Annotated in this window: 14 protein-coding genes and 1 rRNA gene; 9 read left to right on the top strand and 6 right to left on the bottom strand. The window is 47.8% G+C overall.

From position 1 onward, the window contains the following. Positions 1 to 19 precede the first annotated feature (19 nt). Positions 20 to 871 (bottom strand): PHP domain-containing protein, encoded by an 852-nt coding sequence (locus tag ACE3T3_RS08530; RefSeq protein WP_374665964.1) that lies wholly within the window; start codon positions 869 to 871, stop codon positions 20 to 22. Positions 872 to 917: 46 nt separating this feature from the next. Between ACE3T3_RS08530 and ACE3T3_RS08535 the strand changes: the two genes are divergently transcribed. Genes ACE3T3_RS08535 through mnmC form a run of 4 tightly spaced genes read left to right on the top strand, consistent with a single transcriptional unit; the run spans position 918 to position 4,374 of the window. Beyond that, positions 918 to 1,529: a septation protein IspZ gene (locus ACE3T3_RS08535; protein WP_374665938.1), complete on the top strand. Its 612-nt coding sequence runs from the start codon at positions 918 to 920 to the stop codon at positions 1,527 to 1,529. Positions 1,530 to 1,557: 28 nt separating this feature from the next. After that, positions 1,558 to 1,860, top strand: coding sequence for a YciI family protein (locus tag ACE3T3_RS08540; RefSeq protein WP_374665940.1), 303 nt, complete (start codon positions 1,558 to 1,560; stop codon positions 1,858 to 1,860). A gap of 5 nt (positions 1,861 to 1,865) precedes the next feature. Beyond that, entirely contained in the window at positions 1,866 to 2,369 is a 504-nt protein-coding gene (locus tag ACE3T3_RS08545) for a hypothetical protein (RefSeq protein WP_374665942.1), read from the top strand. 58 nt (positions 2,370 to 2,427) lie between these two features. Then, positions 2,428 to 4,374 (top strand): FAD-dependent 5-carboxymethylaminomethyl-2-thiouridine(34) oxidoreductase MnmC, encoded by a 1,947-nt coding sequence (mnmC, locus tag ACE3T3_RS08550; protein WP_374665944.1) that lies wholly within the window; start codon positions 2,428 to 2,430, stop codon positions 4,372 to 4,374. 28 nt (positions 4,375 to 4,402) lie between these two features. Here mnmC and ACE3T3_RS08555 read toward each other — a convergent pair whose 3' ends face one another. Further along, positions 4,403 to 4,717 (bottom strand): rhodanese-like domain-containing protein, encoded by a 315-nt coding sequence (locus ACE3T3_RS08555; protein WP_374665946.1) that lies wholly within the window; start codon positions 4,715 to 4,717, stop codon positions 4,403 to 4,405. Between the two features lie 91 nt (positions 4,718 to 4,808). Here ACE3T3_RS08555 and ACE3T3_RS08560 point away from each other — a divergent pair, with 91 nt between their 5' ends. Next, entirely contained in the window at positions 4,809 to 5,297 is a 489-nt protein-coding gene (locus ACE3T3_RS08560; RefSeq protein WP_374665948.1) for a YajQ family cyclic di-GMP-binding protein, read from the top strand. Positions 5,298 to 5,328: 31 nt separating this feature from the next. Next, positions 5,329 to 5,838, top strand: a complete 510-nt coding sequence (locus ACE3T3_RS08565) for a DUF4442 domain-containing protein (RefSeq protein WP_374665950.1) — start codon at positions 5,329 to 5,331, stop codon at positions 5,836 to 5,838. Positions 5,839 to 5,932: 94 nt separating this feature from the next. Here ACE3T3_RS08565 and ACE3T3_RS08570 read toward each other — a convergent pair whose 3' ends face one another. The 3 genes from ACE3T3_RS08570 to ACE3T3_RS08580 all read right to left on the bottom strand — a co-directional run bounded on the left by ACE3T3_RS08570 (position 5,933) and on the right by ACE3T3_RS08580 (position 7,705). Then, entirely contained in the window at positions 5,933 to 6,298 is a 366-nt protein-coding gene (locus ACE3T3_RS08570) for an acyl-CoA thioesterase (RefSeq protein WP_374665966.1), read from the bottom strand. A gap of 72 nt (positions 6,299 to 6,370) precedes the next feature. Continuing rightward, positions 6,371 to 6,802 (bottom strand): thioredoxin TrxC, encoded by a 432-nt coding sequence (gene trxC / locus ACE3T3_RS08575; protein ID WP_374665952.1) that lies wholly within the window; start codon positions 6,800 to 6,802, stop codon positions 6,371 to 6,373. Then, complete coding sequence (locus ACE3T3_RS08580; protein WP_374665954.1) at positions 6,803 to 7,705, bottom strand: alpha/beta hydrolase; 903 nt, start codon at positions 7,703 to 7,705, stop codon at positions 6,803 to 6,805. Positions 7,706 to 7,826: 121 nt separating this feature from the next. Here ACE3T3_RS08580 and ACE3T3_RS08585 point away from each other — a divergent pair, with 121 nt between their 5' ends. The 3 genes from ACE3T3_RS08585 (at position 7,827) to ACE3T3_RS08595 (ending at position 10,254) form a co-directional block, all read left to right on the top strand. Next, positions 7,827 to 8,162, top strand: coding sequence for a TIGR01244 family sulfur transferase (locus ACE3T3_RS08585; RefSeq protein WP_374665955.1), 336 nt, complete (start codon positions 7,827 to 7,829; stop codon positions 8,160 to 8,162). Continuing rightward, the gene (locus tag ACE3T3_RS08590) at positions 8,155 to 8,577 is read left to right on the top strand and encodes a beta-lactamase hydrolase domain-containing protein (RefSeq protein ID WP_374665957.1); all 423 of its coding nucleotides are present in this window, start codon (positions 8,155 to 8,157) and stop codon (positions 8,575 to 8,577) included. Before ACE3T3_RS08585 ends, ACE3T3_RS08590 begins: the two co-directional genes overlap by 8 nt. A 306-nt stretch (positions 8,578 to 8,883) precedes the next feature. Beyond that, a complete protein-coding gene (locus ACE3T3_RS08595; RefSeq protein ID WP_374665959.1) occupies positions 8,884 to 10,254 on the top strand; it encodes a dihydrolipoyl dehydrogenase in 1,371 nt (456 codons plus the stop codon). 253 nt (positions 10,255 to 10,507) lie between these two features. Here the strand turns inward: ACE3T3_RS08595 and rrf are convergent. After that, a 5S ribosomal RNA gene (rrf, locus tag ACE3T3_RS08600) occupies positions 10,508 to 10,622 on the bottom strand. Between the last annotated feature and the right edge of the window lie 250 nt (positions 10,623 to 10,872).

Raw genomic sequence — 10,872 nt, forward strand, 5'->3', positions numbered from 1 at the left:
GCCGTTCAACCCATTTCAATCAGCGGAAACTGTCCCAGATTCCCGCCTGTCCTTCTTTGACCCGCGGAATATTGCCGAGCTTAATCCACGGCATATTGTCGCCATGAAAGTCACTGCCAACGGAAACTTTCAAGCCATGTTCCGCAATCATGCGGTCAACCATTTGCCGCGTGCCTAAAGGCTCAATCGCAGGCGGCAGCTCTACCGCATCCCCGCCAAACTGAGCAAAAATCTCAATCAGATAGCGGATATTGGTCGCAGACAAATCATAGCGGGTCGGATGCGCCAGCACCGCAAAGCCGCCGCTGGCATGTATCACCTGAATGGTTTCTTGCAACCCCAAGCCGTCAAATTTCACATAGGCTTTTTTGCCTTCTTTGATGTATTTGTCAAAGGCCTGCTGCGCGCGGCTAACATAGCCTTTTTCCACCAAGGTTTTGGCAATATGCGTGCGGGTTACCCGGTCAGGAATATGATCCACTTTTGCGGTCACATCGGCATAAATATCTTCGCCGATGAGCGGGATCAGCAAATCGCAAATCTGCTTGGCGCGCACGGCGCGGATCTGCTTCTGCTGTTCCAGCAAAGCCTGCAAGGGCGCAGGATGCTGCATATTCAGCGCCACAATATGCACGCTGTAATTCTTTTTGGTGGCCGGACGCGACCATTGGCTGGAAATTTCCACGCCGGAAATCAGCCGGATGCCTAAATCGCTGGCCATGCCTTCAGCCTCAGTTAAGCCGTCCATCGTATCGTGATCAGTCAGCGCAAGGGTATGAATGCCGATTTCACGGGCTGCGCGCACCAGCTGTTCTGGAGACAAAGTTCCATCAGAAATATTGCTGTGTGTATGTAAATCTACGCCTTGCATCACTTATACTATGTCATTTATTTGATCAGATACCAGATACTCTAACATGAAAGCACTTTTAGACTTTGTGCCACTCATTATTTTCTTCTATTTATATAAAACCGTTGATCCTAAAGATACCCAGCACCCTTTGCTGCAGCTGGTCGGTTCCGCAGGCGGTGTGGATAATAATAATATTTTGGCAGCAACCACCGGTTTAATGCTTTCAATGTTAATTGTATACGGCGCGCTGTTTTTCATTCAAAAATTCCGCCTGGACAAGCAGCAGTGGATTGTGCTGTTCATGACCGTGATTTTCGGCGGCATCACCTTAATGCTGAGCGATGACTTTTATATCCGCTTAAAAGCCGTCTTGCTGAATCTGGTCTTTGCAGGCGCGTTCATATTATCGCCATGGTTCGGCAAAGACAGAAAGCCGCTGATTGAGCGCCTCTTCGGCCCAGTGCTGGAACTCAGCGCCAACGGCTGGAGAAAACTCAACTATGCCTGGGCGGCAATGTTTGTCGTGATGTCCGGCCTGCATGTCTTTTTTGCTTATTTATATGCAGGCGGAAAATATTGGGGCGAATTCACTGCATTTGGTGACATGATCGTGATGTTTTCCTTTATCATTATTCAGTTTATTGTATTGCGTAAATACTTTAAGACATCAGAATAAAACATCCGGTCAAAAATCAGGAAAAGTTATGCCATTATTCGTCGTCACCTGTACCGATCATGAAGGTACAGTAGAAAAGCGCCTTGCCGTTCGTCCTCAGCATATTGAACGCCTGCAAAAATTAGCGGATGAAGGCCGTCTGATTGTTGCCGGCGCCATGCCGAAAGACCCTGCCAATCCGCAAGCCGGTTTTCACGGCAGCACCATTATCGTCGATTTTGACTCCCGTGAAGTGCTGGATGCCTGGCTGCAAGATGAACCATTCCTCAAAGAAGGTGTTTACGCTCAAATTGACGTTAAACCTTTCAACAAAGCCTTTCCTCAAGGATAAGTGACATGCGCGCCGTTGTTTCCAGCTTGCTGGGCCTATCGATTTTCTGTACTTCTGCATGGGCGGTTGAAATTGCTCCTGCTCCCGCTGTAGCCCCTGCTGCGCAAGCAACGACTGCAACACCGCCGCCGCAGACGCTGCCGGCCAATAAGCCCAAAATCCTGCCTGTTTCGGCAGCCGCGAATCCCAATGCCTTGCCTGCAGAAGACAAGCCGTTGACCGCTGAACAATTGGCAAAAAACAAAGTCTTGCAGGACGCCAAAATTAAAGCACTGGTCAAAGATCAGCACTCGCGCCTGCAGCAGCTGGAAAAAGCCAATTTAGAAGCTTTGGCGCAAAATCAGGAACTGCAGCTGAAAAATGACAATTTAGGTGTACAGGTGCAGGTGCTGCAAAGCGAACGCAGCGCGCAGATGTTCCTGTATGGAGCAGCGACCATTGCTGTCGGTGTCTTGCTGGGTTTCCTGATTGCCAGCTATGTATATACGAAACGCCGCCGCCAGTGGTAATGCGGTATTTTGCATTTCCCGTCCCGATTTAATCTGTCAACAATTAAAAGGCTAAGCTGTGGCTGATGCAATTCAAACGGCCGAACTCGACTGGCATACTGTCGATGGCATCGATGTTCCTGTTTCCAAGCAATTTGGCGATGTGTATTTTTCCAAAGACAATGGCCTGCTGGAAACCCGCCATGTGTTTTTAAACGGCAATGATCTGCCGGAACGCCTGGCGCAGCTGCAGGATTTTGAATACTTCAGCGTCGGTGAAACCGGCTTTGGCACTGGATTGAATATCTTGGCGCTTTGGCAGCTTTGGCAGCAGGTGCGTCCGGACAATCACAGCCGCCTGCATGCCATTTCTGTTGAAAAATTTCCGCTGTCTAAAGCCGATCTGATCCGCGCGCTGAATGCATGGCCTGAACTGCAGCCGTTGGCGCAGCAGCTGATTGCGCAATATCCGCTGCCGATTGCCGGCTGCCACCGCCTGTCTTTTCCAGATGAGCGCTTTTCGATTGATTTATGGCTGGGCGATGCGCATGACGCCTTTCCGGCCATGGCGCGCACGCAGCAAGTCCATGCCTGGTTCCTGGACGGCTTTGCGCCGTCCTGCAACCCGGACATGTGGGAAGAAAAAGTGCTGAGCAATATTGTCCGCCTTTCAGGCTGGGGCAGCACGTTTTCATCGTTCAGTGTCGCCGGCGTGCTCAAGCGCGGCTTGAAGCAGCATGGCATCACGATCTCACGCCCGCGCGGCTTTGGCCATAAGCGTGAAATGCTGAAAGGCATTTGGCTGCCGCCAGCCCCAGATCTTGATGCGGCTGCGCCGGCAGATCCAGCGGCCCCTCAAAAAAAAACTGCACTTGAGGCATGGCCCGCATTTCAACAGCGCCATATTGCCATTATCGGCGCAGGAATCGCCGGTTTAAGCTGCGCATGGGCCTTAGCGCAGCGCGGCCATCAGATCACGCTCTTCGATCGAACTGCGCCTTTGGCAGGCGGTTCAGGCAATCCGCTGGCGCTGCTGAATCCCAAGCTTTGCCCGATTGAGCAAAGCGCCGAACATTTAATGACGCTGACCTGGCAGTATGCCCTGCAGCACTATGCAAAATTTAAGGCTTTCCGCCCGATTCAAGTGCATCAGCTGGCATTAAAAAAAGCCGATGAGCTCTTGGACTTAGCGGCGCAATATCCCGCCGGTGTTTTAGAAGCGAAAGCCGCTGCAGAAAGCCCGCTAGCGACTGCATATGCAGGCATCAATTTGCTGCAGGCTGGCGCAGTCTATCCGCAGCAATTGCGCGATCACATGCTGCAGCATCCGCTGATTCAATTTCAGCAGGCTGAAGTCACTCAAATTCAGCAATCGGCGCCCATTCAGCTGTATCAGCATCAACAGCTTCTGGGCGCATATGATCAGGTGATTGTCTGCGCGGCGCGTCACAGCGCGCAGCTGTTTGCGCATTATCCGCTATTGAAGCCGATCCGCGGGCAAGTCAGCTGGGTCAAAAATGCAGAGCAAGCCTTGCCGATGCAGCAAGCGTACAGTTATGGCGGCTATTGCATGCAGCTGGACGCTGAACATTTGATTCTAGGCGCATCGTTCTGCCCGAATCGAGAGGATGATGCGGTACTGCAGGAAGACCATGTGCATAACTATGATCTTATCCACAGCGCCTTTCCAAGCTATGCGCAGTCTTTAGCTGCGCCGGACACCTGGCAAGGCCGCGCTTCAGTGCGCGCGCAAACGCAGGATTATTTTCCGCTGCTGGGCAAAATGCAGGAAGATCAGGAAATCTACACCTTTGCCGGACTAGGCTCTAAAGGATTTCTGTATGCGCCGCTGTGCAGCGAGGTGCTGGCTGCGCAGATGCTGGGGGAAGCCAGCCCTATTCCGGCAGGACTTTTGAAAAAGCTCAGTGCACAGCGTTTTCAAAAGAGAGTGAAAGCGAAGAAGCCGTATTTTAAACCGGCGCCATCTGAATCGGCTTCAAACGATCAAATACGCCATTCCACATAATAAAAAAGCGCCTTACGGCGCTTTTTCCTCAGTTGCCTTGTTCCAAAGGCAAACCTGCATCACGGGCCGCGCGCGTGCCGCCCATCAAAACCACATAATCGCGTGAGCTGTCAAAACCCTCAAGTTTTTCAGCTGCACGAGGCGCTTTACTGCCACCGCCGCATAAAATATAAATTGGCTGATCCGACTCCACCCGAGCTAAGCTGTCTGCCGACAAGCCGTCAATAGGCTGATTCACTGCCCCTTTAACATGGCTTTCAGTAAAAGCTTTGTTGTCACGAACATCCCAGATAATCGCATTTTCTGGGAACTCAAATGTTGTAATTTCTTGCTTACGGATCATTGTACACTCCTTTGATGTAAACAACACTTGGCAAATGAAGAAAACATCCCTAGCATCTCAGATATTCTTTCCATTTGTAAAGGTCTAATCCATGCCATCTTTTGATATCGTTTCAGAATTAGAAGTTTTTGAAGTAAATCATGCAGTTCAGAATACGCAAAAAGAAATTGCGACCCGTTTTGACTTCCGCGGCCAAGACGTGTCTATTGAACTGAATGAGAAAGCCAAAGAAATCAAAATCTCGACTGAAAGTGATTTCCAATGCGAGCAAGTATACAGCATGCTGGAAGGACATTTCTTTAAGCGTAAAGTCGATATTCAAGCGCTGGATCCGCAAAAAATGACCGCTTCAGGCAAAAATATTCTTCAAGTGATTAAACTGAAAGATGGCCTTGACTCAGATACTGCGAAAAAAATTAATAAAGCCATTAAAGAAAGCGGCATTAAAGTGCAATCTTCTATTCAGGGCGACAAAATCCGTGTCACTGACAAGAAACGCGATACCTTGCAGCAAGTGATGGCATTCTTAAAAGAACAGCAATTTGGCGTACCTTTACAGTTCAACAACTTTAAAGATTAAGGCAGGTCATCCCTGCCAAGCAGAGGGGCAAATGGCGCAGCGCAACCGCTTATCCAAACTGGTGCAAACCACGTCAAAATTTCCGCAGGGCATCCGCACTGCGCTATGGTCTAAGGCTTTCGGGCGCATTGTGCCAATGGTCGGCACAGCGAAAATCCGCTACCTTGACGTCAGCGCGTCGCAAGTGGAAGTGACGCTCGCCAATCATAAAGCCATGCAGAACCATATTGGCCAGCTGCATGCCTGCGCGATGGCGCTGCTGGCCGAAACAGCGACCGGTTTTGTCACCGCAATGAATGTGCCGGACAGCGCGATTGTGCTGATTAAAAGCATGAAAGCCGACTTTAAGCGGCCGAGCAAAGGCGCGATGAAAGCCATCGCGACGCTCAGTGAAGAACAGCAGCAGCTCATGCAAAGCACAGATAAAGGTGAAACTTTAGTCAGCGTGATCATTACCGATGAATCCGGTGAAGAGCCGGTTAAATGCGAGATGCTGTGGGCTTGGGTCGCGAAGTCTCATTTGAAAAAAGCCAAGGCCTAAATTCAGCCAGAACGGGCGGCATAGCGGTGATCTCATCAGGCTCTGCTGCCAAATAAAAAAGCCAGTCATATGACTGGCTTTTTTATACTGAAAATTATGCGCTTTTGGCTGCAAATTTTTCTTTGGCTTCATCTGGGATAGAACGCTTATTGCCTTTGACATCTACTGCAACAAAAGTGAAGACCCCTTCAGTTACACGGATTGGATCGCGTGAACTGTCGTGGCTGTCCCAAACTTCGATCTGCATTTGAATTGAGGTATTGCCGACTTTTAAAATCTTGGTATAGCAGCTGATGACATCACCCACTTTCACCGGAACCAAAAATGTCATTTGGTTGATGGAAATCGTCGCACAGCGCCCTTTGCTGAAACGTTCAGCGTGAATGGCTCCCGCCAAGTCCATCTGTGACACAATCCATCCGCCAAAGACATCGCCGCTCCAGTTGGTATCGGCCGGCATTGCGATGGTTTGAAGGGAAAGCGTTCCCTCCGGTTTTACATTAGAATCTGACACTTTAACTCCAAGCCCTGTTCATTTTTGGGCAGTTAATTGCTGATCCAGCCACTGCTGCAGTTCACTAGATCTCAACGCACCGCTTATTCTAGCAATTTCATGGGTTTTATTCATCAGAACCAATGTCGGGATGCTGCGGACATTAAAAGCGCTGCTTAATCTTGGGTTGGCTTCGGTATCAATCTTGGCAAAGACAACATTCGGATAATTCTTGGCGGCCCTTGCAAAATGCGGCGCCATCATTTTGCAAGGGCCGCACCAGTCCGCCCATAAATCAATCAAAATAGGCAAATCACTGTGGGTGATATAATTGCTGAAATTCTGTTCATTCAATTCCACAGGCGCAAGCGGAATCAAATTTTGATGGCATTGCCCGCACGCGGGGCTTGCTGCAAGTTTATCTTCGGGTACGCGGTTCTTAGCGCCGCAATTCGGGCAAACGACAATCATTTAGCCATCTCCAATATGCTTATTTAAAAAGTCTAATTGAACAGCAACTGCTTTTTCAAACCATTTTCCATGATAAATATCAAAATGGCGCATTTCCCACTCATAATAATCAGCATAAGGCGCAATATTGGTGGCAGCTTCTCTGCTGGTTTCTAAAGGGACAATGCTGTCCTGCTGCGAAGCGATATATAAAACCGGCACCGCGATGCGTCTGAGATTTTGAATTGGCCGGTAGCGGATTAAATTAAAAAACATCCGTGCAGGAATTTCGCCGCTCCAGTAATAGTCTGGATGCAAAATGGATTGATAGCCGTCATAAGCATCGGCCGTCGCAACAAAGCAAAGCGTGTTTTCACGTTGAGACACTACAGGCAGTGTTTTTGGCAGCATGCCGACTTTTGCGCCCATGTAGTCCTGACTGGAAATTTTCAGCGCCTTCGGCAGCAGCTGCAGCGGATACTGTTTCGCGCTTTCGGCGCCATCAACAAAAGGATTCAGCGCAATGACCGCCTGTATATTTTTATTTTCTGAAGCAATGTCCAGCACATAGCCGGCGCTGAGTGAAATGCCCCACAGCACTATTTTCCGGTTATCAATAGATTTGCGCTGAGATACATGCTGCAGCATCGTGCGCCAGTCCTCCAGCTGCGCCTGAATGGAAACCAGCTCGCGGGGACGCCCTGTGCTGCCGCCCCAGTAGCGGTAATCAAACAGCACGACTGCATAGCCTGCCTGTGCAAAACGCTTTGCAAACTGAACCAGCTTAAACTGGCGCAAGCAGGCTAAGCCATGCGCCATAATGATCACACCCGATTGATCTGCAGACTTGGGCCGGTAAAAATCCGCGGCAATCACCTCTTGCCCGCTTTTCACATACAGCGGTTCGACCGTATAAGCATGCATAATGCCTCCAGGCATTTTTATGGTTGTAATCGTTTATAAAAATTTCAATACATCAAGCTCATACTAATGCTTAATGCTATCATAAAGAATAATTCTATTATCTCAATTATGGAGTGACACTATGAGCGAAATTGTCGGCTTTGCAGGTCAAATTGGCTCGGAACATGTAGCCCAAGTGGTTGAAAAAGGCTTCAAATCCATTATCAATAACCGCCCTGATATGGAAGGCGGCCCTGAGCAGCCAACCAGTGCGCAAATCGAAGAAGCGGCCCGCGCTGCAGGTTTGGACTATGTGCATCAGCCCGTTGTTGCCGGCCAGATTACTGAAGTGGATGTGCGTACTTTTGCCAATCACTTTAATGAATTGCCAAAACCGGTACTCATGTTCTGCCGCACAGGCAACCGCTCAAACAACCTGTATCAGCTGGCAAAACAAATGGATCTTCTGGATGATTAAGCCGCTCCTGAGAAGCGTATTGTTCAGTGCAGCCCTGCTGTGTTCAGTTCCTGCGATGGCTGAAAATGACAGCACTGCGCTGAACAATAGGCTCAGCGTAGCAGGTCAAATGACCCTGGATAAATTCAGCACGCTGTTAAAACAGCATCATTTTAAATCCGTGATTGTCAACCGCCCGGACCAAGAGCCAGGCAATACCGTCACCGTCAATGAACTGCGCAATATTGCGGAAAAATCGCAAGTCAGCGTGATTTACCAGCCGGTGGCCAGCGGTAAAATTTCTCAAACAGACATTATTGAATTTGCCAAATATTATCAAGAACTGCCTAAACCCATCCTGATGGTTTGCAAGAGCGGTTCACGCTCTGCAGCCTTATTTCATCAGGCAAAAGCTCAAGGTCTCTTGAATGAATAAATTGATTATCGTTTTAATCTGCACGCTGACCCTATGCGGATGCAGTTCCATCAATGTCCGGCCAACGGTCGGAGTGAGTGTCGGGACTTCGATTTAATCAAAGCCCGCTGCAAATAAAACAGCGCCGAAACGCTGTTTTATTTTGCCCTATTCTTTGACAAATACATTAAAAGCCACATACTTTATATTGTTAAATAGCCATAAATAATTGCTTAAGTGATTAATGCACTGACCAAATTGGTTGATGGCTGAAAATCAGCGCCTCAACTTATAAATGTAAAATTAGACTTAGAAAAGGTGAATTGAATGTATGACATCATCATTATTGGCGCAGGAACTGCAGGAATCTCCGCATATAAAGAAGCGGTCAAACATACTCAAAATATCCTGATCATCAATGATGGCCCATGGGACACCACCTGCGCCCGTGTTGGATGCATGCCGAGCAAAATCCTGATTTCTTCTGCAAACCGCATGCACGAAATGCGCCAGCTCGATGGCTTAGGCTTAACTGTGCAAACTCAGATTGATACATCCCAAGTAATGCCGCATGTTCAGCAGCTCCGTAACCGTTTTACCCGGGCAACCTTAAAAGATGTGGACTCGTGGAACGTTGAACATAAACTTTCGGGCCGCGCTGAATTCATTGATGCCAATACCGTTCAAGTCAACAATCAAACCTATCAGGCAAAAAACTTTATTCTCGCGGTAGGAACAACACCGAATATCGATGAAAAACTCAAAGAAAAACTCGGTGACCGGCTCATTTCTACCGATGAAATCTTTGAACTGGAAAAACTGCCCGAGTCATTGGCCGTGATCGGAAGCGGCGTTATTGCGGTCGAACTGGCTCAGGCAATGCACCGCCTAGGGGTAACAACGCATATTTTTGCGCGCAGCCGGAAAATAGGCAATCTCAGCAGCCCTGCTTTGCAGCAACTTGCGCAGGACGAATTATCAAAAGAGCTGAATATTCATTTTGAGGTATTGCCAAACGAATATAGCAAAACAGAAAACGGCATAGCGCTCAGTTACGAACAGGATGGTCAAGAGCATCATTTAAACGTGGATTATGTTCTGAGCGCCACAGGACGAAAAACCTTGTTAAATACGCTTCATTTAGAGCAGATTGATTCATCATTCAATAATCTCAAAAATCTGCCAATCGATCCAAAAACCAAACAGCTTTCAGACTATCCTATTTTTATCGTTGGAGATGCATACACCCACACCCCTATTCAGCATGAAGCTGCGTACGAAGGAAAATATGCCGCCAAAAACATTCTGGAAATTGGAAAAGCCACGGACCTTAAAACACTCGCGCCCTTAGGCATTGTTTTCAGTTCACCTGAAATGGCGACTGTCGGACAAAGCTATAAAATGCTTCTCGAAAAGAAAATTGAATTTGTCACTGGATATATTGATTACGCTAAACAAGGGCGCGCAATCGTCAATTCCAAGAATCAAGGCGCTGTCGAAGTTTATGTCGATATCAAAACACGCCGTATTTTAGGTTCTGAATTATTCTGCCATGAAGCTGAGCATTTAGCGCATTTGCTGGCATGGGCGCTGGATGAGTGCTTAACAATCGATGATTTGCTCGATAAGCCTTACTACCATCCAACGATTGAAGAAGGCCTTAGAACAGCTTTAAAGCATGCGAGAAGACAGCTGTAAATCAAGCCCCACCATTAAAGAAATATGATCTGCAGGGACTAGTGTAATACTCATATTCCCTGCAGATTAATTCCAGCCTATTCACTATATAAAAAGTAGTCTAGGTGTTCTTAAATGCACGCATTTACGGTGCTGCCAATTCTAAAACCGCTGTTTTTACAGCATAGAAAATCGGCTTATACCTTCTTTTATTTTTTCTATCGCGTATAAAAAATCCCCCTCAGCCATTAAGCGGAGGGGGATTCGAATAATGAGCTGGCGATGACTTACTCTCACATGGGTAACCCCACACTACCATCAGCGCTAAGAGGTTTCACTTCTGAGTTCGGGAAGGGATCAGGTGGTTCACTCTTGCTATTGTCGCCAGCACAACTGTTATGACTTTGCGTTTGGTCTTATCTTTTCAGTGCCGTTGCTTGGTCAAATGAGTTATTAACAGGTATATCTGAGTTCTTGCGAGTAGAACTAAGCAGTGCTTAATTATACTCTCATTTGTTCTTAAGCGATAACCAAATCAAGTTATTTTGCTTAATATCGAATCAATTGATGCTCACTTCTTTCGAAGTTCGTACAACAACTGTTTGGGTGTTGTATAGTCAAGCCTCACGAGCAATTAGT

This window comes from Acinetobacter sp., from assembly GCF_041919735.1.
Taxonomy (GTDB): Bacteria; Pseudomonadota; Gammaproteobacteria; order Pseudomonadales; family Moraxellaceae; genus Acinetobacter.

Coding starts and splice junctions, on each gene's coding strand:
- ACE3T3_RS08585 (WP_374665955.1), top strand. CDS start 7,827: ATGAGCGAAATTGTCGGCTTTGCAGGTCAAATTGGCTCGGAACATGTA.
- ACE3T3_RS08555 (WP_374665946.1), bottom strand. CDS start 4,717: ATGATCCGTAAGCAAGAAATTACAACATTTGAGTTCCCAGAAAATGCG.
- trxC (WP_374665952.1), bottom strand. CDS start 6,802: ATGATTGTCGTTTGCCCGAATTGCGGCGCTAAGAACCGCGTACCCGAA.
- ACE3T3_RS08565 (WP_374665950.1), top strand. CDS start 5,329: ATGGCGCAGCGCAACCGCTTATCCAAACTGGTGCAAACCACGTCAAAA.
- ACE3T3_RS08530 (WP_374665964.1), bottom strand. CDS start 871: ATGCAAGGCGTAGATTTACATACACACAGCAATATTTCTGATGGAACT.
- ACE3T3_RS08535 (WP_374665938.1), top strand. CDS start 918: ATGAAAGCACTTTTAGACTTTGTGCCACTCATTATTTTCTTCTATTTA.
- ACE3T3_RS08570 (WP_374665966.1), bottom strand. CDS start 6,298: ATGCCGGCCGATACCAACTGGAGCGGCGATGTCTTTGGCGGATGGATT.
- ACE3T3_RS08540 (WP_374665940.1), top strand. CDS start 1,558: ATGCCATTATTCGTCGTCACCTGTACCGATCATGAAGGTACAGTAGAA.
- ACE3T3_RS08545 (WP_374665942.1), top strand. CDS start 1,866: ATGCGCGCCGTTGTTTCCAGCTTGCTGGGCCTATCGATTTTCTGTACT.
- ACE3T3_RS08580 (WP_374665954.1), bottom strand. CDS start 7,705: ATGCATGCTTATACGGTCGAACCGCTGTATGTGAAAAGCGGGCAAGAG.
- ACE3T3_RS08595 (WP_374665959.1), top strand. CDS start 8,884: ATGTATGACATCATCATTATTGGCGCAGGAACTGCAGGAATCTCCGCA.
- ACE3T3_RS08560 (WP_374665948.1), top strand. CDS start 4,809: ATGCCATCTTTTGATATCGTTTCAGAATTAGAAGTTTTTGAAGTAAAT.
- ACE3T3_RS08590 (WP_374665957.1), top strand. CDS start 8,155: ATGATTAAGCCGCTCCTGAGAAGCGTATTGTTCAGTGCAGCCCTGCTG.